This is a genomic window from Bdellovibrio sp. HM001, assembly GCF_055397275.1.
The window spans coordinates 2,020,936-2,045,491 of record NZ_AP029174.1; the positions used below are offsets into that span (position 1 = coordinate 2,020,936).

22 protein-coding genes are annotated in these 24,556 nt (G+C 49.6%); 10 read left to right on the top strand and 12 right to left on the bottom strand.

What is annotated here, in order from left to right; all coding sequences use genetic code 11:
* A complete protein-coding gene (locus ACZ5ZZ_RS09795; RefSeq protein WP_464130850.1) occupies positions 1–492 on the top strand; it encodes a TlpA family protein disulfide reductase in 492 nt (163 codons plus the stop codon).
* Between the two features lie 3 nt (positions 493–495).
* Here ACZ5ZZ_RS09795 and ACZ5ZZ_RS09800 read toward each other — a convergent pair whose 3' ends face one another.
* The 5 genes from ACZ5ZZ_RS09800 to ACZ5ZZ_RS09820 form a co-directional block, all read right to left on the bottom strand.
* Positions 496–1,737, bottom strand: a complete 1,242-nt coding sequence (locus ACZ5ZZ_RS09800; RefSeq protein ID WP_464139153.1) for an EF-hand domain-containing protein — start codon at positions 1,735–1,737, stop codon at positions 496–498.
* A 22-nt stretch (positions 1,738–1,759) separates the two neighbouring features.
* On the bottom strand, positions 1,760–2,785 hold the full coding sequence (locus ACZ5ZZ_RS09805) for a hypothetical protein (RefSeq protein ID WP_464130853.1): 1,026 nt from the start codon (positions 2,783–2,785) through the stop codon (positions 1,760–1,762).
* Positions 2,782–3,246 carry a hypothetical protein gene (locus ACZ5ZZ_RS09810; RefSeq protein WP_464130855.1) on the bottom strand — a complete coding sequence of 155 codons (465 nt, stop codon included), beginning with the start codon at positions 3,244–3,246 and terminating at the stop codon, positions 2,782–2,784. The genes ACZ5ZZ_RS09805 and ACZ5ZZ_RS09810 overlap by 4 nt, the downstream gene beginning before the upstream one ends.
* On the bottom strand, positions 3,243–6,152 hold the full coding sequence (locus tag ACZ5ZZ_RS09815) for a hypothetical protein (protein WP_464139154.1): 2,910 nt from the start codon (positions 6,150–6,152) through the stop codon (positions 3,243–3,245). The genes ACZ5ZZ_RS09810 and ACZ5ZZ_RS09815 overlap by 4 nt, the downstream gene beginning before the upstream one ends.
* A 234-nt stretch (positions 6,153–6,386) precedes the next feature.
* Complete coding sequence (locus tag ACZ5ZZ_RS09820; RefSeq protein WP_464130857.1) at positions 6,387–7,319, bottom strand: cation diffusion facilitator family transporter; 933 nt, start codon at positions 7,317–7,319, stop codon at positions 6,387–6,389.
* 91 nt (positions 7,320–7,410) lie between these two features.
* On the opposite strand from ACZ5ZZ_RS09820, the gene ACZ5ZZ_RS09825 reads away from it, so the two are divergent.
* Positions 7,411–8,319: a COX15/CtaA family protein gene (locus ACZ5ZZ_RS09825; protein ID WP_464139155.1), complete on the top strand. Its 909-nt coding sequence runs from the start codon at positions 7,411–7,413 to the stop codon at positions 8,317–8,319.
* 48 nt (positions 8,320–8,367) lie between these two features.
* Here ACZ5ZZ_RS09825 and ACZ5ZZ_RS09830 read toward each other — a convergent pair whose 3' ends face one another.
* The gene (locus tag ACZ5ZZ_RS09830) at positions 8,368–8,985 is read right to left on the bottom strand and encodes an LON peptidase substrate-binding domain-containing protein (RefSeq protein WP_464130860.1); all 618 of its coding nucleotides are present in this window, start codon (positions 8,983–8,985) and stop codon (positions 8,368–8,370) included.
* 57 nt (positions 8,986–9,042) lie between these two features.
* On the opposite strand from ACZ5ZZ_RS09830, the gene ACZ5ZZ_RS09835 reads away from it, so the two are divergent.
* Positions 9,043–9,453: a thiol-disulfide oxidoreductase DCC family protein gene (locus tag ACZ5ZZ_RS09835; protein ID WP_464130861.1), complete on the top strand. Its 411-nt coding sequence runs from the start codon at positions 9,043–9,045 to the stop codon at positions 9,451–9,453.
* Here ACZ5ZZ_RS09835 and ACZ5ZZ_RS09840 read toward each other — a convergent pair.
* Positions 9,450–9,866, bottom strand: coding sequence for a (deoxy)nucleoside triphosphate pyrophosphohydrolase (locus ACZ5ZZ_RS09840; RefSeq protein ID WP_464130862.1), 417 nt, complete (start codon positions 9,864–9,866; stop codon positions 9,450–9,452). The genes ACZ5ZZ_RS09835 and ACZ5ZZ_RS09840 overlap by 4 nt on opposite strands.
* Before the next feature lie 173 nt (positions 9,867–10,039).
* Here ACZ5ZZ_RS09840 and ACZ5ZZ_RS09845 point away from each other — a divergent pair, with 173 nt between their 5' ends.
* Genes ACZ5ZZ_RS09845 through ACZ5ZZ_RS09855 form a run of 3 tightly spaced genes read left to right on the top strand, consistent with a single transcriptional unit; the run spans position 10,040 to position 13,626 of the window.
* Positions 10,040–11,647, top strand: coding sequence for a Na/Pi cotransporter family protein (locus tag ACZ5ZZ_RS09845; RefSeq protein ID WP_464117030.1), 1,608 nt, complete (start codon positions 10,040–10,042; stop codon positions 11,645–11,647).
* Positions 11,644–11,991, top strand: a complete 348-nt coding sequence (locus ACZ5ZZ_RS09850) for a DMT family protein (protein ID WP_464130864.1) — start codon at positions 11,644–11,646, stop codon at positions 11,989–11,991. Before ACZ5ZZ_RS09845 ends, ACZ5ZZ_RS09850 begins: the two co-directional genes overlap by 4 nt.
* A gap of 45 nt (positions 11,992–12,036) precedes the next feature.
* Positions 12,037–13,626: a hypothetical protein gene (locus ACZ5ZZ_RS09855; RefSeq protein ID WP_464139157.1), complete on the top strand. Its 1,590-nt coding sequence runs from the start codon at positions 12,037–12,039 to the stop codon at positions 13,624–13,626.
* Here ACZ5ZZ_RS09855 and ACZ5ZZ_RS09860 read toward each other — a convergent pair.
* Positions 13,623–15,803 (bottom strand): heavy metal translocating P-type ATPase, encoded by a 2,181-nt coding sequence (locus ACZ5ZZ_RS09860; protein ID WP_464139159.1) that lies wholly within the window; start codon positions 15,801–15,803, stop codon positions 13,623–13,625. The two genes, ACZ5ZZ_RS09855 and ACZ5ZZ_RS09860, sit on opposite strands and share 4 nt — an antisense overlap.
* Positions 15,804–15,812: 9 nt before the next feature.
* Complete coding sequence (locus tag ACZ5ZZ_RS09865) at positions 15,813–16,094, bottom strand: metal-sensitive transcriptional regulator (protein ID WP_464130868.1); 282 nt, start codon at positions 16,092–16,094, stop codon at positions 15,813–15,815.
* A gap of 135 nt (positions 16,095–16,229) precedes the next feature.
* On the opposite strand from ACZ5ZZ_RS09865, the gene ACZ5ZZ_RS09870 reads away from it, so the two are divergent.
* The 4 genes from ACZ5ZZ_RS09870 to ACZ5ZZ_RS09885 are packed head-to-tail and all read left to right on the top strand — an operon-like array spanning position 16,230 to position 21,416.
* Positions 16,230–19,355 carry an efflux RND transporter permease subunit gene (locus ACZ5ZZ_RS09870; RefSeq protein ID WP_464139161.1) on the top strand — a complete coding sequence of 1,042 codons (3,126 nt, stop codon included), beginning with the start codon at positions 16,230–16,232 and terminating at the stop codon, positions 19,353–19,355.
* Positions 19,352–19,750 carry a hypothetical protein gene (locus ACZ5ZZ_RS09875; RefSeq protein ID WP_464139163.1) on the top strand — a complete coding sequence of 133 codons (399 nt, stop codon included), beginning with the start codon at positions 19,352–19,354 and terminating at the stop codon, positions 19,748–19,750. The genes ACZ5ZZ_RS09870 and ACZ5ZZ_RS09875 overlap by 4 nt, the downstream gene beginning before the upstream one ends.
* 9 nt (positions 19,751–19,759) lie before the next feature.
* Positions 19,760–20,986: a TolC family protein gene (locus ACZ5ZZ_RS09880; RefSeq protein ID WP_464139165.1), complete on the top strand. Its 1,227-nt coding sequence runs from the start codon at positions 19,760–19,762 to the stop codon at positions 20,984–20,986.
* 10 nt (positions 20,987–20,996) lie between these two features.
* Entirely contained in the window at positions 20,997–21,416 is a 420-nt protein-coding gene (locus ACZ5ZZ_RS09885; protein ID WP_464130872.1) for a hypothetical protein, read from the top strand.
* 145 nt (positions 21,417–21,561) lie between these two features.
* Here ACZ5ZZ_RS09885 and ACZ5ZZ_RS09890 read toward each other — a convergent pair whose 3' ends face one another.
* Genes ACZ5ZZ_RS09890 through recJ form a run of 3 tightly spaced genes read right to left on the bottom strand, consistent with a single transcriptional unit; the run spans position 21,562 to position 24,553 of the window.
* Complete coding sequence (locus tag ACZ5ZZ_RS09890) at positions 21,562–22,131, bottom strand: DUF366 family protein (protein ID WP_464139167.1); 570 nt, start codon at positions 22,129–22,131, stop codon at positions 21,562–21,564.
* The gene (gene queC, locus ACZ5ZZ_RS09895) at positions 22,131–22,829 is read right to left on the bottom strand and encodes a 7-cyano-7-deazaguanine synthase QueC (RefSeq protein WP_464130874.1); all 699 of its coding nucleotides are present in this window, start codon (positions 22,827–22,829) and stop codon (positions 22,131–22,133) included. Before queC ends, ACZ5ZZ_RS09890 begins: the two co-directional genes overlap by 1 nt.
* Positions 22,826–24,553: a single-stranded-DNA-specific exonuclease RecJ gene (recJ, locus tag ACZ5ZZ_RS09900; RefSeq protein ID WP_464139169.1), complete on the bottom strand. Its 1,728-nt coding sequence runs from the start codon at positions 24,551–24,553 to the stop codon at positions 22,826–22,828. The genes queC and recJ overlap by 4 nt, the downstream gene beginning before the upstream one ends.
* Positions 24,554–24,556 lie beyond the last annotated feature (3 nt).

Here is a 24,556-nt window from a genome sequence, read left to right on the forward strand (position 1 = left end):
ATGAAAGCGCTCTTTCTGGCCTTTTTCCTTTTTGCGGCGGGCAGCCCGGCTCTGGCGAAAACCTCTGTTCCTGAATTTGAATTTAAGAAACTTCCAACGGTCAAACTCAACTCCCACGATATCTCGAGTTTGAAGGACCTTCACGGCAAGGTTGTGCTTGTGGACTTCTGGGCCTCATGGTGCAGTCCCTGTAAGGAAGCACTTCCCCACTACAGCAAGCTTTATGAAAAGTACAAAAGCAAAGGGCTGGTGGTTATTGGCATCAATGAAGACGATGACATCGCCGAGAGGGATGCTTTTTTAAAAGCCATGCCGGTTTCATTTCCACTTTTCTTTGACCAGGACAAATCGGCCGTTGCCGACTTTCAGGTAAAGGCCCTGCCCACGCTGTATGTCTTCAATAAAAAACTAAAGCCTGTGGCCATGCATCGGGGGTTTGATGCCAAGGACACACAGGCTTTGGAAAAACAGATTCAGGAACTTCTGAAATAAGTCTTACTTCTGACTCAGACGGGTTTCCACCGGCGCCAGCCAGATATCGACAATTTTACCTTTTTTGACTTTACCTTTTTCCTTAAACCAGAAGTCCGCGGTTTCGCGCGCTTCTGCATGAGGCCCCAAAGGAGTCACAATGTTTTCCTGGTATTTCAAAGACACTTTAACAATGCGTTTATGAAGTTTTTCAACTTCTTCCTTCTGGGAAATACCATCACCATTTTTATCATTCCAAATCACCAGTTTCTTGAAATCTTTGTCACGATGGTCAATCACACCATCTTTGTTGGTGTCCATCTTCTTCAGAACTTCAAAGCCGTTTTCGGCGCTGGCATTGTCACCAAACAGCTCGTCTTTTTTGTCAATCATCCCGGACTTGTCCCGATCCAAAGCCACGAACCAGCCTGGAGAACCTGCATCCGGCCAATGAGTCTTGCCAAAAGGATTCAGCGGGAAATCGCTGGTGTTTTTAAACTCGGGACGACCGTCATCGAAGAACACCATCAATGGCGACCAGTAACCGCCACAGAAACCGGTTTCCCCTGGGAAGGCCACGTTGATTTCAACATTGGATTTATCCGAGGAAACAGAGATACCTCCGAAGGATGCGGAGACCGCACCGGATTTACCCATATAATCACCACAAGGATAAGTCGGGATATACGAGGAGTATCCATAGCCACCATAGACGGCACCACCGTTACAGTTTTGCACCGTCTGCGAGAAACTATAGCTCTTCAGATAAATATCTCCATTGGCAGGAATAGTGACATTCCCGGCAGCATCCACCGTCACACCCGTTGGAATCGGTGTATTCAGAATGACAGAGTTTCCGAAGATGGCCGCCTTGCCTCCATTGGGAATAGAGACGTTGGAAGAGTCAATCTCTTGAATCTTGCCTGCCATCGCCATGCCTTCCGGTCGCACCACCAAAGCTGGGTACTTCACAGAAATTGGATAATCCTTGCCCCCGATGGAGACAACCAGGCTTGCATTGACAATAGCACTGGCAGCCAAAGGATTCCCAACCCCGCGCAGATTGGTGGCAAAGCAGGAATTATTGATCTTGATAACAGTGGAGCTTTTACCGGAGCGCGTGACCATTCCGGACGCCGGGGCGGATGTCACCGAATCCCCCGAACTGACACTGTTTACTGCCATAGGGAAGTCTTTGTCAGCGGCCTGGGCTGAGAAACTCAACGCAGAAATCGCCACGATCCCCCAAATTTTTACGTACCTCATAAATCCCCCTTACACCCCGGAATTACAGACCTGCCGTCTGCTGTCCCGTGGTGGATTTCTTCTGTGACTTAATAATTTTGAAATAAATCATGCGCTTTAAAACGGAATCCCTTTTCAGCTGCAAGGATTCAATTTTATCCGCCAGCAACATCGGCGCGGACCATCGCCCACTTTCATAAGTTTGCTTGAAAAGTTTTGCCGGTGTCCCTTCAAGGGATTCATCCTTTTCCGGTTCCACATAATAGCGAACCATGCGCACCGGACGCAGACGAACAATCGCCTGGCCCCCACCAATGGATGGAGCCCGTCGCAGGAACGTATCCACGCTGTCCATCAATACATTGGACTGAGGATTGCGCATATCAATCATTTCACGAATGGTGGCATCATTCACCACGGCATCATTTTTAATCATACCGACAAAGACCGGGCTGCGCGGCGCCACCTTCATGTTCACATTTCCGGCAGTATCCACCGGGCGCAGACGGGCTGGTGTGTCCAGCATCAACATGCGACCATTGGTCCAGAAGTCAGGATTTGATGCCTTGTAAAGATTCGACACCCAGTGATTTCTATTAAGACCCTGGAATTGCAAAGTGGCTGCGGTATTGAAGTCATCCGGCGCTTTTCCCACTTCATAGGCCGCCACTGGATCATAGTTGGCCAGCGGGCCGGCTTTGACATCCTGAACCAGGACCACCATCTCCTTGCGGGTGCTTCCCTTACCTAGGCCCAACTGAATGCTGCGATCCAGACGTCCGGGAACGCTGTTGGCGGGAAGATCCGGATAGTAGTCAAAGAATAAAAGCTTGTTGTCGTCTCTTAAGGTCAGATTGTTATAAGACGGATCAATGCCGTTGAAGTCCATGAACAGAATCCGCTCCGCCAAATTGGTGTCAATGGACTCTTCCAGTTGGTTTTTCAACTTCAATTGGTCTTTAGTCACAAACAACTGCGTGGTGACCATGATGGTCGTCAGCATGGCGACCAGACCAATCCCAATCATCATTTCGACTGCGGTAAAACCGCGTTTGTTAAACTTCATCATTTTGCACTCACCACAAAAATATAATCACGGAAAGGCTCGTTCTTTTCCTTCCATGAAGTATGAGTCATGCGTAAAGTCACCTTATACAATCCACGATAGTTCTCATAAGGCTGAATGGTGAAACCGTACCGACCGGCGCAGGTTTCACATTCCTCTTTTGGTACAGAGATTCCGTTATCCCAAGCCATTGGCAATGTATCCGGTGCCAAAGCGGAAGAGGCCCCTTCCTTGTAGTCGAAATTGACCTGGTAGTTTTCAACCCCGGACTTGATGTTTTCTGCAATGTCATTGATCTGTTTATCCGTGGAGGACAGCTCCACTGTGCTGCGCGTGGTGTTGCGCAACGACACCATTCCACCCGTGAAGGCAAAACCGACGATGACAATCAGACCGAAACCCACCAGGGCTTCCACCAAGGTCTGACCTTGATTGTTCTGAATCATTCCTGTCATTTTTCTCATAGACCAGCCTCCCGCGACTGTTCAACCACGAAGAAACGAACCAAACGTCGTTTACAGGTTGTATTGGAAGCCCCTGCCATCAAACCACAATCCGGGTCCACGGAAGTCCACTGGAATGGATCCGCTTTGGCCCGCAGGCTGATGGTGTTACAACCACGGCGATCCGCAACCTCTTGCACGGATGGGATTGGATGCCAGATGGGCTCTCCACTTTCGTCGTTACAGTTTTTACCCGAGAACGACTTCAGGATGTTCGCCGCACGCAGCTCCTTGGTCGCCTGAGGATGATAAATGGCGCTCCAAGTGATACCGGCTTTCAGGGCTGTCGGGTGAATCTTCATATTTCCGACGATAAATGTTCCGATAATTCGTAACGGTGTGTTTCGTGCCTCGATCAGCAATTCATCACAGGTATAGAAGCCCGTCACGAAGCTGGAGTTGGCTTTGATCGTGCACTTACCCACAATCGAGCGCACATTAAAGACCGCATTGCTTCTGTTGGCATTATCAAAAACAATCTCATTCAGAATTGGATCAGAGCCCAATTTCGAGGAAGGCAAGCCGGCAAAGTTCCAGGAGCTGCGAGTGCCCGGCGCAAAGCTGACATCCCAGCCCGCACTACCGAAGGACTGCGAAGGCTTGGAGTTACGGGCCGCTTCACACTGAGCATCCAGAGTGTCAAAATCCACGGAGCTTTCTTTGAAATCAACTAACGCCGAAGAGTTCGCAGATTCTGAGACTCTGTAAGGAGCTTCAATCTGAGTACGGCTGGAGGCCACTTTGAAGTTCAGATAGCGCACCAGATCCTTGTTGCCTCCGTCATTGGTGACAGGCTTACTGTTATAGAAAGTGTTGTCATAAGCCTGGAAGCGCAATACAGGATCCACATAGTTCCCGTTGGCATCAATCAGACTTTTCACGTTCGAAAACTTAACATTGATATTCAAACGATCCGTCTGCAAACGACCGGTCATGCTGTAAACCGGATCCACATCAACCACCACCACCGGTGGGTTGGCCACCAGGGTCTCGTAGGCGTTCTTCTCGGAACGGGCTTTATCATAGTTATACAAAGCCGTGTCGATCTTTGCCTTCTGACCAGGCAGTGTCGTGTTGTTATAAGTACTGATGATCTTCTTCAGCTCTGCGATCTCTTTTTCAAGGCTTTCTATTTTATCCGGATCCTGATATTTGTTGGATGTACTGGTCGAAGTGCTTCCGCTGTCCACTGTTGTTTCCGTTGAAACTGTTTTTTCCACGGTCGTGGTGGTGCCGGAAGTTTCTGTTGTGCTGGCTGGAGCTTTGGTAGGCTTAACCGGCTTGCTTTCTTCCGCGGCCAAGGCCGTTTGAGCAGTCTTTAAATCTGCACGATAACCATCCAGCTCCGACTCATAGGTGTCATAGGTTTTTAAGGCCTGGTCGTAGACCTTTTTCGTGTCATTTACTGCGGCGATAAACTTATTATAGTATTCCTGAGATCCCACCGGAGCCTTCATCGTGAGCTTCCCGTCACGATCCAACTGCCCTTCAACAGCCCGGGTTCCCAGAATCAAAGATACTTTGACCACACCGTCAGCCTGTTTTGCGTCAGCTTTGGCTGTACCATTACCCCAGTTGAAATACTCGATCGTGGAAGCATTATCCTGAGGAACAAACTTATTCCCCTGAGACAAAGCCAATCGATAGTCAAAGTCATTGGTCCACTGCGAGGTCAGACGACCCGTCAGCTCTGATTCGTAAAGCATATTTTTGGAAGCAAGCTGATTCCCACGATCGATACACTGTCGCATTAAATTTGGATCCGGAGGGGTGCCACTCATCAGCTTGGCAAAGTAGGAAAGACCCAAATCAAGCCCCCCGTCGTTTTCAATACCCTTCAGGAAGCCTCCGAATGTACGGGCATCAGACCAATAGCGATCCAAAGACCCACCGGCAGAGCGTGGCGAATACATTTTGTTGTTGGAATAAATCCAGCCATTCCCCAAATAAACGCGGTCCGCGAAGGTCACAGGACTGTAGCGAATAGAGTCTGGAGAGGCCTTTTCGGAAGCATCGTCCACAGGCAAATGAATATTGCGATTCACAAAGACCGGACTTTGGAAGACCAATCCCTGACTGCCAGAAAGCTCTCCACGATTGCTGAACATGTGAAGAGCAACATCCCCGCGTGGAACACTATAATCCCAGGACTTGTCCAAATGAAGATCGTTAGGCACCAGAAGCGCAAAAGATCCCACTTCGCGTGGATAGATGACAATAGAAGACGACAACACCAACGGTGTTGAACCCAGTCGAATCGGCTCTGACGCCTTGGCTCCGGTTTTTAAGGCCACCGTGATACGCATGTAAACTTCGCGCCCAGAACGTGGAAGATAGGGACTGTCATCCCGTTTTAAGGTCACGGCAACACCATCGACCTTCACGGAGCCACCATCCTCAGTCTTTACATCCTTTAAGGCATTCAAAACCGGAAACAGCGGGTGACTTGCGGTCACCGCACTGGCTTGAACATAGCGGTTGATTTGCGCCAGACGGATATTATTTTTATCCACAGGACCGACGTTGGTTCCATTGGCAATCAGCTGACGAATGAAATTTTCCTGCTCAACTGACATGATCAGACGCTCGACACTGCCCTGATGCGCCAGATTGCATTGATCTGACGGACTGTTTAAAAGAAGATTGTCATCCGTGAAGCAGTACTTCTGTCTCACACCAAAAATCACATAATCCAGAGTACTATTCATGGCAAAACGAAGGCTTACCATATTTTTAGTCTTCACGACCTGCTGCTTCTGACCAATGACGTAGTTGGTAAGGAAGTAAAACGACGTACTCATCACTGCCGTTGCCGCAAGTATCTGCAGAAGGACGTTACCCCTCTTATTACGTACCGATTTTACCATAAATGATTCCTTATTTTTTCCTAGGCTACTTATCGGCAATTACCCGGGATTTTTGAGTTATCCGGCATTCAATAATTGATTTGAAATGTTCACTGTGCAGAGATGAAACACTCTAGGCAGGCACCCAGAACGTGTTCGATCTGAGTGTTCCATTTTTGGAAATAAAAAATCACGCCCTGAAGAAGGGGCGTGATTCACTATGAGACAGTTTAACGGAAAAGCTCTCTCGAGATCTCAATGATGCTCCGGATCCGCGCACGGGGCTCCGGAAAGTTCGGTTTCGATGGTGGCTTCGATAATGCCAAACTCCTTCACCATTTTTTTAATTTGATTCTTAATTTTTTCTATTTCAACCAAACCAACATCACCCGCCAGAACAACGTGACCGGTGAATACGTGCCGCTCTCCATCCAGAGACCACAAATGTCCATGATGCACTCCTTCGACCTTTTCCACTTTCAGGATCGCAGCTTCGACATCCTCCACCTTGATCTGACTGGGGGACGCCATCAGAAACACCTTCATCGCTTCGCCAAGGTTGCGAACAACGTTATACAGAATCCAGCACGCCAGAGCGATGGCCATCCCCGCATCCAATTGGGGCACATCAAAGAACTTCATCACCACCGCCCCGATCAAAACCATGATCCATCCCAGGACGTCCTCTATCATATGCCACATCAGCATCTTTTCGTTCAAAGACGTCCCCTTGGACACGCGGTAGGCAGCATAGCCATTAACACCCACCCCTAACAGAGCCAGCAAAATCATCCCGTCAGCGTGCGGCTGCTCTGGGGCGAAAAGACGTGGCACCGCCTCGATCAAAATATAAATTGAACCTACAACAAGAATCATTCCCGTGAGCACCGCCCCCAAGGTGGAAAAACGGCGATAGCCATACGAGAACTGCCCATCGCTTTGTTTGTGCGAGACCTTCTCAAGAATGATCGCCAACAACATCGCCAGCGCGTCGCCGAAGTCATGAAGGGCATCACTTAAAATAGCCACACTGTTTGTCCAAAGGCCGCCGACAAGCTCTATCAACGCAAAGCTTAAGTTTAAGACCAGTGCAAAGCTCATTCTGCCAACGGCCGCCCCGTGGGAATGATGATGGTGATGTCCATGACTGTGGGAGTGATGATGATGGGCGCTTTTAGATTCTGACATAGCTCATTTAACGCTTTCCCGGACGCTGAAGTCAATGGCGCCCCTGTATAGATTTGACCGATCCCGGGCCTCATGATAGTTCCAAAAGCCTATGACACGCTCTCAATACAAGAAATTTGCATTTAGCCTTCTTATTTACACAATACTCGTGATTCTCTGGGGAGCATGGGTGCGCATTTCCCACTCGGGTGATGGTTGTGGTGACACCTGGCCCTTGTGCCATGGGCGCCTGATCCCCGAGGCTGAGCGTGGAAAGACCTGGGTTGAATATGGACATCGCCTGATGTCTGGTGTCTATGGTCTGGTGGTGATCTACTTCTGGTGGGTGGCCCGCAAGCTTTATCAGCCCGGTCACTTTGCACGCAAAGCGGCGGTGGCAACCCTGATCTTCACAATCACGGAAGCTTTGTTGGGTGCCAAGCTGGTGCTTTTCAAACTGGTCACCACCAACGATACTCCTTATCGCGCCTTTGTGATGGCCCTGCACCAGGTGAATTCCTTCATGTTGACCGGTGCCGTTGCACTGGTTGCCGTCGCGGCCCTTTCATCAACCGAAGCTCATAAATCCTCGTCACCCAAACAAGTCTATCGTTTCTTCCCATGGATTATTGTGGCTATCGGGATTACGGGCGCCTGGGCTTCTTTGTCGAACTCTCTTTTCCCCACAGACAACCTGTGGGAGGGATTCATGGCGGATTTCTCAAGCGAATCCCACTTCCTGATTCGCATCCGGGGCCTGCATCCACTGTTCGCGCTTTTGGGCGGTGGCGGTCTGGCACTTTACTTCTGGCTGAAAGCACAAACTGCTGAACTGGCCGAGATTCAAAAACGCTCGCTGCAGATGAGTGTCCTTTTAATTTTCGGAATTATTTTCGGTATTGCCACATTGCTGCTGCACGCCCCGGTCTGGATGAAGATCGTTCACTTGGCGCTGGCTCACGGCATCTGGGTCGTGATGCTCCAATGGGTCTACTTGATCATGACAAAGAGCCAAAACTAAAGGTTGTTCAAAAAACAACGCAGTCGATTGGGCCTTTTTAAACAGCCTCTATGTCGTGAGCTCGTTGGATTCCATCAGTCGATGCAGGAAGTGAATCTTTTCATTCAGGTCGTCGTACTCTAAAACCATCTGCTGCAGATCGTAGTCGCGCACCAGGTAAGAGGCAAAACTTCCCACGATCTCTTCGGGATGAGTCAGATTGCGCATGAAAAGGTCTCTTTGTGCGGGGTCGGGTATATGGGTTTGAATCCAGCGGGTCAGAATTTTATGCAGGGAATTTAATTCAAGACGAAGACTTGGCTCCAACACGGTCTTTTCAGGGATGATCTGCCCTTCACAGACCATGTATGGCGTTCCTCGATCCAAGACCTTGCCAAGCCGTAACTTGCCTTGCCCCTGGATAAAGATCAAAAGAGTTCCGTTCAATCGCTCTTCAACGATCTGAACATAGCCATAACCGGCCACCTCGCGCACAAAAGGAACCTTGTCGCCCGGCTTGACCGGCACAACCTTGGAGGGGTCTTCAATAAACCCCACAGCCACCGGAGTCTGGGTCGCAACCGCTTCCTTGATCATGGAAAGGTAGCGAGGCTCGAAAATATTCAAGGGCTTCGTGGTTCGTGGGAATAATGTCACGTTGACCAGTGGAAAAAGAAATACTTCCATGTGAACAAGACTCCTCGGCTTGATAATCTATTATAAGGACTGTAGGCTGTAATTGCTATGGAAAAGGTGGATGTGACAAATCGAAATGTGGTCTTTTTTGATGGTGTCTGCCATCTTTGTAACGGTTTTGTCGATGCTGTGATCAGCCGCGACCAAAAGCACACTTTCCTATTTGCCCCGCTTCAGGGAACCACTGCGGAATCAATTCTGCCCCCTGAGGATCGCTCCAAACTTGATACGGTGATCTACTTTGAGTCAGGCAAACTTCACTACCGTTCCGCCGCGATTCTGAAAATCCTCACCAACTTGGGTGGAATCTACAAACTGTTCGCTTTAGCTTGGTTGATCCCTGGACCTTTGCGTGACTTCCTATACAAAGTTATCGCAAAAAATCGCTATGCCTGGTTCGGAGAGCGCGAGTTCTGCCGACTGCCCACCCCTGCGGAACGATCTTATCTTCTGCCCTAAAGAAGACCCCTCAGCCTGGCGACAAAGGGCCTGTCCGCCGCCGACAGCTCCTCGACCTGCACTTCTTCCAGCGTCTGCCACTTAAAGGCATCGTGCTCTGTCAGACGCAATTCTTCATCCCCACGCACCAAGGCCCGATAAACACGCAGACGAATCAGCTTGGTCGGATAAGCGTAGTCTTCTTCCCCGACAAGTTCCTTCACGCGAATAGAAAGGGACAGTTCCTCTTGTATTTCACGAATCAAGGCCTGCTCCGGAGACTCCGACGGCTCGACCTTGCCCCCGGGGAACTCCCAAAAACCGGCTCCGGACTGATCGGGTCCTCGGCGCACCACCAAGATCCGCCCGGTGGGATCACCATCTCGCTGAATCACTGCCGCCACCACAAGGACGGGCTCCTGCTTCCTGGTCATGAGTATTCCTTTTGTAGGACTTAAGTATATAGCTGTATTTTGAGTTTTTTAAAGAATTGTTTTAACCTAAGAAGGTTCACGCACAGTATTGGGGCTTCCTAATTCCTGACAGTGTTGTTACAGTAAGAGCTTTTGGGGCCCCACAGCTCACACGACTTACGGAAATACGCAGCATGATCGATTCGGGCAATTCATACTTTATACTTCTTATCAGCGGGGTTGCCCTGTTCCTTTACGGAATGAGTCTGGCCTCCTCCTCTTTAGAAAAGATCATGGCCGGGAAAATCACCGGCCTTTTAAATCACCTCTCGCAAAGTAAGTTTTTGGCCATCCTGACCGGGGTTGTGCTTACCACTTTGATGCAAAGTTCAGGTGCGGTGACGACCATGCTGGTGGGATTGGGTTCAGCCCGCGTCGTAAACCTTCGTCAGGTGATGGGGGTCATCATCGGGACTGCGGTGGGAACTACCTTGACGGTACAGCTGATCTCTTTGGATCTGACTCAGTACGCGCTGCCGGTGTTTGCTATCGCCTTTGCCTTTTACTTTAAAGCCAAGAAGACCATCTTCAAGAATCTTTCTTTGGTCTTTATGGGCTTTGGACTTTTGTTCTTTGGAATGAAGCTGATCTCGATTTCATCTCATCACTTTGCTGAAAACCCGATGATGACTGAAATTTTCCAAAGCGTGCGCGACAATCCTGGCTATTCGCTTTTGATTTCCGTGGTGTTCTGCGCCTTTGTTCAAAGCAGTGCGGTGACCATTGGTCTTGCAATGAGTTTGGCGATGGTGAAAGCCATCACATTCTATGATGCCATGCTATGGGTGTATGGCGCCAACATCGGGACCACTTCTGTTGCCTTGATCGCCGCTGCGGGAGGAAACTACATCGGCCGCCAGGTGGCCTGGGCACATTTCTTCTATAAAACCATCAGCGTGGTGATCTTCTACCCGTTCACCCAGATCTTTATCGACTTCATGCTGACCTTTGACACCACGGTCGCACGCTCCATCGCCAACGCACATTTGATCTTTAACGTATTATCCTCGATCATCTTCTTCCCATTCATCAATAAAGGGGCGGAGATGATTGAAAAGATGTTCCCGAAAGCCGCCAGCGAAGAGTTTGGCACTGAGTTCGTGAACATGAATAACTACCAAAGTTCGGCTCTGGCCATTTCCTATGCCAATCGTGAGATCATGCGAACGGCGGACATTGTTCTGGGCATGATCAAGGACTCCATACGCCTGTTTGAAACAAACGATCCCAAGGACTTTGACTCCATCAAAGATCGCGATAATAAGGTGGATTTCCTTTATCGTGAAACCAAGATGTTCCTGCTGGATCACGCCAACAAATCCACGACCGTGGTTCATCAAAATGTCATGAACATGATCATGTTCTTAAGCGATCTGGAGCGAGCCGCGGATGCCATCGACATCAACATCCTGGCTTTGGCGATTAAGAAAAATGCCCTGAAACTGGAGTTCTCTGACGAAGGCTGGGCTGAAATCCGCCAGATGCATGAACAAGTGGTTAAAGTCGCCGCCATGGCTATCAATGCCTACCAGAACAAGGATCTGGCTGAAGCCGCTATTCAGTTGAAGCGCGACCTGGCCAAGACCGAAATTTCCCTGCGCGAAAATCACATCAGTCGTCTGAACAGAGGACTGAACACGTCCATCAACACCAGCTCTATTCACCTGGATTTGCTCAGTGAATATCGCCGTATTGCCAGCTTGCTATGCAACCACGCCTACAACCAGAGGTCCCAAGCATGATGAACAATGCCTACACCCCGATTGGCCTTTTGATCATTTCCAACATCTTTATGACTTTTGCATGGTATGGGCATCTGAAGACTTTAAAAGCTTCGGCTTTGTGGCTTGTCATTCTGATCAGCTGGGGCGTGGCCTTTTTCGAGTATGTCTTTCAGGTTCCCGCCAACCGCCTGGGATCGAATTACTACTCTCTGCCGCAACTGAAGATCATCCAGGAAGTCATCACCATGGTGGTGTTTGCGGGGTTCTCAGTTCTCTATATGAAACAGTCCCTGAAGCTGGACTACCTATGGGCAGGGCTTTGTTTGATCGGGGCCGTTTATTTTATATTTCGGACACCTTAAAAAACTGCTTCCCCTATTTGGCTCATTTCAGGATATAATATCAATATGAAGTTCATTTATGTCCTAGAAGATGATGAACGCACTCAAAAAGATCTATACGAAACCCTCAAATCCATAGATCCAAAGCTTGCTATTCGCTTTTTTCACAGCCTTGCCGAATTCCACGAATGGCTGAAAATCTCCGTCTCAGAAGGAGCCCGGGCTTTGGCCGCGGGGGGACAACCCTATAAAGATGATACCGGACCAGTTCTGGAGCCTTCCGATTCTCACCAGTTGCGTCTTGTAGTGGCTAAAAATGAATTCATGGGCGTGCAAAACATCGGCTTAATCAAAAGGGCCCGAGACTTCTTTCTCCGAAAAAAAATGTGCTCTGCACAAGAACCGACAGCGTTGATTCTGACGGCGTTTGACAGTCCTGACTTTGACATCAGCCTGGCTGAAGAACGCATCATCAACAACGTCATCTTTAAACCGTTCGACAAGCTTATCCTAAGGCAACACTTGGAGTATGCCCTCACCGGACACCACCCGGTCACTTCGACTGCTGTGGCTTCAATGCAGATCAACTCCACAATCGAGATGCTCAAGGAAGTCACACTCAACAGTATTTCCGAAATTGGCTTCACCACTTTAAACAATCACGCCATCCGCATTGGCGCTTTGACGAAGTACTACAGTGATTCTTTCACCACAGACAGCAAAAAATCACTCTTGGCCTTTTGCAGTTCCTGCAAAGAGGTCAGTAAGGACCAGTATCTTTGTGAGTTTCTTTTCTTCGGTGCCGACAATCAGCAGATTAGCCAGATTCGTCGTAATATCCTGCAGAACAAATCCCATACTGCGGATTCACTTCTGCAGGCATCCGGCGTGAAGAAGCGCATCCTGATCATGGACGAAGATGTCCCGCTGTCCCTGGATCAGAAAACTTTTCTTAGCGAACGCTTCGCCAACTCGGAAGTTTACACTTATTCCAACTATGGACAGTTGCTTTCAGATCTAGCCGACAAAGAAACGCCAAATCGTCAGACCCTGCCTGTTGAATTCGACATCCTTTTTGCCAACTACGAATTGTTTGAAATTGAAAAGCAGAAAAAATGGGAACAACTGCAGCAATACCTTAAGGACCGCTGCAAAGCTCATGGGACGGAAATGAAGACCGCCCCCGAATTGTACCTTGTCAGTAAAAAACGTTTGCAAGTCGACGAGGTAAAAGGTCTTTCCTCGTGGGCCAAGGAAGTCTTCTTTACTCCACTGGATAAGACCTATATCACCAAAAAACTATTAAAAACCCACGCCGATCTGGCCAACAAAGCTGAGGTGACAATCGCCCAGCAAAAGGATAACAATCCTTTGAAAGTGGCCAATCCGGTTGAAATCACCCAGATCTCGGAAGCCGGTCTTATTTTGAAGTATTACCGTGAGATGAGCATCGGAGCCTTCCGGGAATTTATTTTGTGGCGCCCGGAGGAACTCGAAACGCCTGAAATTATCGGCACTGTGAACTACACCGAAAAAGACAAAGGGGGTGGCGATCATTACCTCAACCACTTCGTCTTCTTCGGCATGAAAGATTACTATCTAAAACACATCCGTCTTTGGTTGCGCGAAGCCTATATCAAAAACAAATCCTCTTAGATCTTCTTGCGCTTTAGCAGCAAAGAATTGCTGACCACGGACACGGAACTCATGGCCATTGCCGCCCCCGCGATGACCGGATTGAGCATTCCCAAAGATGCCAGAGGAATTCCCAACACGTTGTAGATAAAGGCAAAGAACAAATTCTGACGAATTTTTTTCAGCGTCAAATGAGACAGCTCAATCGCATGGGCCACAGACATCAGATCATTCTTCATCAGTGTTACGTCGGCCGTTTCAATGGCGATGTCCGTCCCTGATGACATGGAGAAACTGACATCCGCCATCGCCAAAGCCGGAGCATCGTTAATCCCATCGCCAACCATCGCCACTCGCTTTTTCTGGCGTTTCAAGGTCACAATCACATTGGCTTTATCTGCCGGCTTCACGCTGTGCTTAAAGTCAGTGATTCCGGCCTGGCGGGAAATCTCGCGAGCCGTGCCCTCATTATCCCCCGTCAGCATCATCACTTTCACACCGCGCTTTTGAATTTCAGCAATGGCCTCTTTGGAACTTTCACGAATACGATCTGCCACCGCGATATAACCCAAGACCCGCTCATCATCAGCCAAAGCCATCAGGGTTTGCCCCTTGCCTTCAAGCTCGTTCAACAGCTTCTGATCCAAAGAATACGGTGCGGCCACCCAGCTGGTTTTCCCGAGCTTCAAGTTGCGATTTTCAATGCGTCCTTCAACGCCCTGACCGACGACGTTGTTAAATCTCTGAACGGTTTGAAGCTCCAATCCTTTTTTCTTGGCTTCTTCAACAACGGCATGAGCCAAGGGATGCGAAGAACCCATTTCCAAACTGGCAGCCCAACGCAGAACTTCATTTTTATCCTGACCTGCTGTCACGTGAACCTCGGTCACAACAGGCTTTCCTTCCGTGATTGTGCCGGTTTTATCCAAAACCAGAACATCAATTTTTTCCGCCAGCTCCAGAGCTTTGGCATCACGGAACAAGACACCAGCTTGCGCGCCCTTGCCAATCCCCACAACCACAGCCGTCGGCGTTGCCAACCCCAAAGCACAAGGACAAGCGATAACCAAAACAGAGACAGAGGAAATAAAGGCAGCGGTCAGATCCCCCGTCCAAAGCCAAGTGCCCACAAACGTCAGCACACTAATCCCAACAACCACCGGAACAAACACACTGGAAATCTTATCTGCCAAACGCTGAATCGGAGCCTTGGACCCTTGAGCCGTCGTGACAATTTTAATGATCTGAGCCAACTGGGTTTTTGCGCCCACACCAGTAGCCTTGATACGCAAGCTGCCATCCTGATTCAGCGTCGCTGCATAAACACGATCATCCACACTCTTTTGCACCGGCAGACTTTCACCCGTCAGCATGGATTCATCCACCGTGGACACCCCTTCGACCACCAGACCGTCCACCGGGATGGATTCGCCGTTTTTCACAACCACAATGTCACCCGCAACCAGATCGGCAATATCAATCTGGACAATCTCCCCATGGCGCTCCACAAGGGCCTGTTTCGGCTGCAAACGCAGCAGGCCTTCCACGGCTTCGGACGTCTTACCCTTGGCGCGACTTTCCATCAGCTTTCCAAGCAGAATCAAGGTAATCACGGCGGTGCTGGCTTCAAAGTAAACGTGATGATGATGCCAGTTCAGCAAGGTGATCACGGCACTCAGGCCGTAAGCCATCGTCGTACCTAAAGCCACCAACACGTCCATGTTGGCACTTCCTGATCGCAAAGCAAAGTAGGACCCACGATAAAAACGCCATCCGACCCAGAATTGAACCGGGGTCGCCAAAATCCACTGCAGCCAGCGAGGCATCATCTCATGTCCGGCGCCGGTAAACATCGCCACCATCTCAATAAGGAATGGCAAGGTGAGAATCGCTGAGATCACAAATAAACGAAGTTCCTTGCGGTATTCAGCGATCGCCTCTTCTTTGGCTTCTTGCGTATCCACCTCTGAGTTGACCTCAAACGCCTGGTAGCCAAGATCCTGAATGGTCTTAATCAGATTTTCGACTTTTAAAGGGCTGTCACCGAAGTCCACATGGGCTTTCTCCGTGGCAAAATTCACAGAGGCCCTGACCCCGGGAAGAGCATTCAGACTTTTTTCAATTTTACCGGCACAGTTGACACAGGACATGCCAATAAGTTGCAACTCGGTGGTATCCTGCACAGCTACTTTTTCCATAACAACCTACTACTTACTGACGAGTTTCATGATCTCGTCGATCTTTTTTGCCACTTCTTTTTCATCTCGGGACTTGATCGCCGTTTTAACGCAGCCATGCACATGGGTTTTCATGATCTCGTTTTCCACGGCCTGCAGGGCTTTGGCGGCGGCCCGGATCTGAAAGACGATGTCGGGACAATAGCGACGCTCTTCGATCATCTTCTGAACCCCATCCAACTGACCACGAACGCGGTTTAAACGCTTTAAATGCTCGCTGTGATCGGGATGCTGGGGGGAATCTTTTTTCATGACACACCTCGAATTCGGTTCCAGTGTATACCCCCCTAGGGTATGTATTTCAAGAGGGTGTTGATAAAAAATATTTTTCCTCATTTTGTCACAAACCCTCAGATCGCTCCCTAGTACGGCGTAGCAAGAGGATTTATGCTGGATAGAATTATTAAGTATTCCCTAACTCATCGTCTCATTGTGGTTGCTTTGGCGGCCCTGGCTATTGCTTATGGCGGCTGGGCCCTGGTCCACTTGCCCGTGGATGTGTTCCCCGATTTAAATCGCCCCACAGTCAACATCATGACCGAAGCCCATGGCATGGCGCCAGAAGAGGTGGAAACCCTGGTAACCTTCCCCTTGGAGACCGCTCTCAATGGCCTGCCGGGAGTTGAAAGAGTGCGCTCGTCTTCCGGTGTGGGCTTAAGCGTCATCTATGTCGAGTTCGCGTGGGACACGGATATCTATCGCAACCGCCAGATGGTTCAGGAAAAAATCGCTCTTGCCAAAGAAAAGCTGCCCAAGAATATCTCGCCTGTCTTAGGGCCGATATCTTCCATCATGGGTGAGATTCAATTTGTAGGTTTAAGTTCGCCGGACAATAAGGTCTCAGGAATGGAATTAAGAACTCTGGCAGACTGGACACTGCGTCCTCGCCTGATGAGCATCCCGGGTGTTTCTCAAGTCATCTCCATCGGTGGCGGTGTTCGCCAGTTCCAGATTCTGATCTCTGCCGAAAAGATCCAAAAGCTGCAACTGACCATGGATGAGATCGAACACAATCTGTCCGATGTCAGTGTAAACTCCACCGGAGGTTTCATTGATCTGGAGGGTCAAGAGTTCCTGATCCGCAACATCGGCGGAGTAAAAGAAAAAGAAGAAATCATGAACTCGGTGGTCGGCATGCACCTGGGGCGTCCGGTTCTGGTGAAGGACATTGCGGAAGTTGTCGAAGGTCCTCAGACCAAACGCGGTGATGGAAGCGTCAATGGCAAACCTGGTGTCATCTTAAGCATTCAAAAGCAACCCGGCGCCAGCACCCTGGATTTGACCGAGAAGATTGACGAAGCTCTGAAGCAGTTTCAATCCTCTCTTCCAGCGGGCGTAGAGCTTCAGCCTAATTTGTTCAAACAATCCCTGTTCATCGAGCACGCCATCGACAATGTGAAAATGGCTCTGCGCGACGGGGTCTTGCTGGTGCTGGTGGTTCTGTTTTTATTCCTGATGAACTTCCGAACCACCGCCATCACGATGACAGCCATTCCCCTTTCGTTTGTCCTGACTGCGATTGTCTTTAAGATGTTTGGCCTTTCGGTCAACACCATGACTTTGGGCGGCTTGGCGATTGCGATTGGCGAGCTGGTGGACGATGCCATTGTGGATGTTGAAAACGTCTATCGCCGGTTGCGCGAAAACAAAACCCTGCCCAACCCGCGAAATCCGCTGGTCGTCATCTATGAAGCCTCTTCAGAGGTTCGGAACTCTATCGTCATCGCCACTTTGATCGTGGTGCTGGTCTTTGTTCCGCTATTTAGCATGAGCGGCATCGAGGGGCGTCTGTTTGTTCCACTGGGGATCTCCTATATCGTGTCTTTGCTGGCTTCGATGGTTGTTTCTTTGACCGTCACACCGGCTCTTTGCTCTTACTTCCTTTCTAAAGGTGAACTGCTTGAACACAAGGACGGCCCGATTGTTCGATTCTTGAAAAAACATCAGGCGCGTCTTTTGGAAAAAACCTTGGATCGCCCCAAACCGATTCTAATCTTTTCTTCACTGCTGCTGGTGGCAGCTATTACTCTGTCCGCAATCCTTGGAAGAGACTTCCTGCCCCACTTCAACGAAGGCTCTGCAACGATCACCATCGTCGCCAAGCCGGGCATCTCACTTGAAGAATCCAACAAGATCGGTTCCCAGGCAGAACTCATCGTTTTACAGACACCGGAAGTCACGACCGTGTCCCGCCGTACCGGACGCGCTGAGCTGGATGAACATGCCGAAGGCGTGAATACGTCCGAAGTCGAAGTGGACTTCAAGGAAGAAGGCCGCCCACGCGGCGTGGTTCTTGAGGAAATCCGCAAAAATCTGGAAGTGCTTCCAGATGTGGGCATCAATATCGGACAGCCTATCTCCCACCGCCTGGATCACTTGCTTTCAGGGGTTCGCGCACAGATAGCCATCAAGGTTTTCGGCCCAGAACTGCCAACTTTAAGAGCTAAGGGCGCTGAAGTCTATCAGGCCATCAAAGACGTTCCCGGCCTGGTGGACCTTCAAGTCGAGCAGCAGGTCCTGATTCCGCAGGTGAAAATCCACTTGCTGCGTGAAGAAGCTTCCCGCTATGGCATCACAGTTGGAGATCTGGCCCAACTTTTAGAAAAAGCCCTGCAGGGTGAAGTCGTGGGACAAATTCTTGAGGGACAGAAAACCGTCGACGTCTTTATGCGCTTTGACGACAAATCCCGCACGGATTTGGAACTGATAAAAAAGACACCGGTCAAGATTATGCCTGACGGCAGCCGTATCACCGTGGAAAAGGTGGCCGACGTCTATGAATCCACCGGACCTAATATCATTCAAAGAGAAAACGCCCAAAGACGAATTGTGGTTCAGGCGAACTCCGCTGACAGATCTTTGGATGCCATTATGACCGACATCAAAAAGAACATTGAGGAAAAAGTAAAACTTCCGCCAGGGTATTATGTGGTTTACGGAGGACAGTTTGAAAGCCAGCAACAGGCTTCACAACTGATGATTCTTTTAGGAGCCTTGTCTGTCATCACCATCTTCTTGATACTGCTTGCGCACTTCAAGTCCACCTTCATTTCGATACAGATCATGCTGAATATTCCCATGGCCTTTATCGGGGGGATCTTTGCCATCTATCTGACCGGCGGAACATTAAGCATTGCCAGTCTTGTCGCCTTTATCACATTGTGTGGTATTGCATCCCGAAACGGCATCATGATGTTGTCTCATTACCTGCACCTGATGAAACATGAGGGCGAATCCTTTACCAAAGACATGGTGATCCGCGGATCCTTGGAGCGCCTGGTTCCAGTTCTGATGACAGCCCTGACGGCAATTCTGGGACTTCTGCCTTTGGCGATGTCACCCGATGCTCCGGGCCGCGAGATCCTGCATCCTGTCGCCATTGTGATTGTGGGCGGTCTGCTTAGCAGCACACTGCTTGACATGTACGTCACCCCGGCGATCTTCTATCATTTTGGTAAGAAGTCCGCTTTAAAATCCATTGAAGAAAGCAATAAAGAAGGAGTCCTTTTATGAAACTGACATCTTTGGCAGCCGCCTTGATTTTGTCTCTCTTTGCATCTGCCTCTTTGGCCCACGAAGGTCATGACCAGGTACCTGGCAGCTTGAAGGCCATGCATGGTGGCATCCCCAAAGCCGGAAAACTGATGAATATGGAAATGCTGGCGATCGAAAACAAAGTACAGTTGTTCCCGCGCGCTCACGAAGGGGAAACCCTTGATATGACCAAATTAAAAATCAGCGGCACGGCGAAATCCCCGAAAGGCAAATCCCAACCATTGAAACTGACCCAGGCGGAAAAAGCTTTCAACACGGAAGTGGACTTCCAGGGTTCTCACCGTGTGAACCTAGAGATCAAAGCTGAATACGAAGGCAAAACAGACACCTTCAAGTTCCTGGTTGAAAAATAAGGAGATCCCATGTCTTTCCGGTCCTGGGCTTTTGCAAGTCTATTGATTTCTTTCTCGGCGATGGCTGAAACCTCGTCGGGACTTTCCCAGTTGCAAAAACAACTGACGGAAAACAACCACGAGTTGCGCGCAAGCCAAGCCAAAATGCAGGCCCAAAAAGCTCAGGCGCAAAGCACCTGGGGAGCCCTCCTACCCGAACTTTCAGCCTCGGCCGGCTATGCGAAAGAAAAGACCCTGCATGACAGTGATGACGGATATGTAGGCTATCTGAACGGAACCTGGAATATCTTCCGCGGAGGCCAGGACTGGCAAAATCGCAGCATCGCTGACCGCGAATACAGCATGGCAGAACTGGATCATGAGATCACCTCCCGCCGCCTGCAGCGCGAACTGGGTGAGGTCTATTACAAGGCCCTGCTGAACAGTCAGTTTATTTCCTTTGATACAGAGAAGTTGCAGTTCCTGAAAAACCAAAGAGCGATGGCGGCAAAAAAAATCAATGCCGGTCTGACCTCGAACGTGGACGCCATAGAGCTGGATCTGGAAGAAAGCACTCTTTCAGCAGAAATCGAAGCGCACAAGACGGATTTGCAGATTGCCTTGGATGAACTCAAGACATTTCTTAACAGTGAAACCCCGGTGACTGTGTCCGCCAAAGACACCTTTCCACGCCTGAGCAAAGCTGACTTCAGCGTGACGGATCTTTCGCGCAATCCAAGTATTATGAAACAGAACCTGCAGGAAGAAAATGCACGCCTGCGTCGACGCCAGAGCATGGCGGAATTCCTGCCAACAGTGGATCTGAATGCCCAGTACGGACGGATCATTCCGCAATACGAGGATCCATTGCAGGGTAACGAATCCCGCCTGTCCCTGTTGATGACCTGGACATTCTTCTCGGGCTTTGAATCCTGGAACAAAACCAAATCCGCAAACTCGTTGGAAGAATCCGAAGCGCTCATCAAATCCAATATTTCACAACAACTGCAAACGCAGGTGCAAAGCCTTAGGCACAAGGCTTCCGAGCTTCTACAGTTGCAGCAACTCCTGGAAAGACGTCAGGCTCTGACCCAGAAATACTATGATCTGACATTGTCCGAGTATCGCCGCGGGGTTAAAAACTCTTCGGATCTTGCCAATGCCACCAACAGTCTTTTCGACAACAAGACCCGACTGATCGAAGTGCAAAAAGAACTGGCCGTTTTAAAATTGAAATTTGACGAACTGACAAAATAGGAGATCTAAAATGAAACTACTAACAACACTGATCCTTCTTCCATCTCTGTCCTGGGCACACGGCGAAGACAAGCCGGGTCCACACGGTGGTCACATTCAAATGCCGGGGGCATTCCACACAGAATTGATCGTGGGTAAAGACCAAAGCGCGCATATCTATCTTTTGGATATGAACTTTGAAAATCCGACAACTCAAAATTCAGAAGTCAAAGTCACCGCAAAAAACAATAAAGCGGAAGTGAAATACACATGCAGCGTAATGGACGGCAACCACTTCCACTGCATCCCTGACGGCAAAGTCCCAGTCAAAACAACCTTGATTGTTCAGGCCACAAGAGAAAAAGCCATCGGTAACGAAGCCGTTTACAAGCTTCCATTAAAACCATTTAAAGAAACCAGCAAAAAATCCGAAGGCCACCACCACCACTAAAAGGTGCCTGGTTGTTTTTTCTGGCTACAGCGCAGCAGTAGCCAATAAAAACTAAAAAGGCCCACATGCACAAGCACTGTGGGCTTTTTTTATAACCAGAACGCCACCTGATGCGACGTAGCCAGAAAAAACAACCAGGCACCTTTTAAGGGACGGGGCGGACTTTCTGGGTGGCGGTGACGATGGAGATGAATTCTTTTTTAAAAAGAGTCATCAGGTCTTCCGCCACTCGGCGTGGGTCTAGTTGAAGATCCTCGAAGCACAGGGTTTCCACCGGTGTGCCTTTATTGGTGACGTTCATCGCAAAGTGCACCATCACCGATACCGGGGACTTGGTGGCGATACTGATGCTCAGTTTTTTCTCGTCCAGATAAATATCATCACCCGAACGATGCAGCTCCTTCCCTGTCAAAAGACCTTTGCCATGAGCCTGCACATAGTCTTTCGCAATCGCTGCAAACAACCGCTGCAACGAAACGCCCGAGAACAAATCCCGATCAAAGACCTCGATGATAAAATGAAGCATTTCTTCACCCTGAATCACGGCATTAGCCAAAAGATCTTCCCCATCCACCATATGGCTGAACGGAATCGAGCACGGCCCCACCCAGGACACAATCGAAGGTCCCAACACCCCATGATCCAGATACGCAAACAAGGAACGAAGTTGAGAACCATCGTAGGCAAATTTCTTTTCAATGAAATGGGTTTCCACTAGGGCTCCTTAAAAAGATGTTTCACATCAATATTGGCAGAGGCAAACGCACGCTTGGAACGCAGGCAGGACTCACACTGGCCACACCACTTTTCGCCAGAGAAATAACACGGCCAGATCAGCTCCCATGGGATTTTCAACCCCTGCCCCAAACGGACAATCGCAGGCTTTGTCAGGTGAGCCGTATAACATCCCACCGTCACATGATTGGAGGTGGAATAATGCAAAGCCTTCGTTGCCTGCTCTAAGAATTCGCGGGAATTATCCGGAAAAGTCGCAGCCTCTTCAGCGTTGAATCCCGGAATCACCGCGTCCGCCCCCAGCGCCTCGGCGTAAGCGGCGGCAATGTTCAAAAAAATTCCATTGCGGTTAGGCACCCACACGGACTTTGCTGTTTCCTCTGATTTTTGTAAATTATCAATTTCAACCGCAGCTCCGGTTGGAACTTCCTGACTTTCCACCAGCAACGAGGACTTATTGAAATCCTTAAACCAGGGAAGCTCGACCACTTTGTGAGGAACCCCCAGATGCCGGGCAATTTTCGCAGAGTGCTCGATTTCCTTCTGGGCCGCTCGCTGGCCATAGTTAAAGGTCAAAGCCAAAACGATTTCATGATGATGCTTCATCGCCTCGTAGGCATTCACCGTCGAGTCCAGGCCCGCCGACAAAAGCACTACGACCTTTTTTGTTTTTTTCATGTCGCTGCCTTTAAATCACGAATAAGAATCTGTACTGTTTTTTGTCCCGCAAAATAGTTCCACTGAAGCTCACCCAAAACATGGTAAAAGCCCGGAACCACAGTCAAAGAAGCCAATTGTCTAGGGGTCGGAGTGAACAACAAAGCCTCCGCCGAAGCTCCCCCATCCGCGTCGGCAATCTTCAAGCGAAGATGCCCGCCCTTAAGTTCACGTTTGGACAAAACCTGAATATTAGAAAAATGAATCAATGGAATCGAAAAGCCCGCGCCAAACGGACCCACGAAGTCATACCACTTCATCAGACTTTCACTGACTTCGCTTAATCCCGCCTCGACGTCATAGAAGATTTCCAAGGGCTTCGGCTTTTCACGCAAGTCTGCGAAATGATCCGCAAGCCTGCCAATAAAACCAGCCACCCGGGACTCGGCCACTTCGAATCCGGCCGCTGCCGAATGCCCACCAAAACGACTGAGCAACTCTTGAGCCGAAGACATCGCTTCAACCAGGCAGGCTTCCTGTCCCTGCGGAAGTCTGGCGCTACCCACGATCATACCGTCATCACCCACGGATCCGACAAAGGCTGGTTTATTATACACTTGAGTCAGCTTGGTCGCGATCAATCCCAAAACCCCACGATGGAAGTTTTTCGAAGCCACAAAGACGAAATCCTGGTGAGGCCAGTCTTTAAGCATTTCTTGAGCTTCTGCCTCGGCATCCCCTTGAAGCTGCACCCGCGTGGAGTTGTTCTTCATAACTTGTCGAACCATATCGCGGGCTTGGCTTGGATCTTCCAACAAGAATATATCAATAGGAAGAATCCCGGATTCCATACGAGAAAGAGCATTCAGTTTCGGCGCAAAACGAATCGCCACATCCTGACTGGTTAGAGGGCGATTGATCAGATCTAATTCTTCAAGAAGTGCTCGAAGTCCGGCCCTTTTGGTTTCAGCCAACTTTACCAAGCCGTGTTTGACCAACACACGGTTGTCATCTACAAGCGGCACCATGTCCGTCAAAGTCCCAATGGTAAAGTAGTCCAGAACTTCTTTTAAATCCCAATTGTTTTTAGGCAGTTGCGGATGATCATGGAAGTATCGTTTAAGGCCTCGCACCAGATAGAACGCCACCCCAGCCCCGCACAGATAACCCAATCCCGAAGGACAGTCGCCCTGATTGGGATTCACAACGACGAAGGCATTGGGAATGGTCTCTGCTGGCAAGTGATGGTCTGTCAGGATGACATCCACGCCCAGCTCATTGGCTTTATCAATCGCCGCATGAGCGGTAATGCCCACGTCCACGGTGATGATCAAACTCACACCCTGCTTGTACAGTTCTTCCACCGCATGAGCATGGAAGCCGTATCCTTCCGCCAGACGCTTAGGTTGGTAGTGCAAGACATCGGGGAAACCCAACGCGAGCATACCCGTCTTAAGCAAAGCCAACCCCGACGTTCCGTCCAGGTCAAAGTCAGCATAGATGCAGATTTTTTCTTTATTGAGATAGGCCTGACCCAGGCGCTCAAGAGCTTGAGACATCCCCTTGAGAACAAGAGGATCTTTCAAATCAGCGAGCTTGGGGAAAAGAAGTTTTTCAACTTCAGAAGAGGACGCGAACCCTCGCGCCGCAAGAACCTTTCCAATGAGTTCGGGCCACTGCCCCTCAACTTTCGAGGGGACCTTGGGTTGAATCTCAGATTCTCGCAGCGTCCACAAAGGGTTCATCAA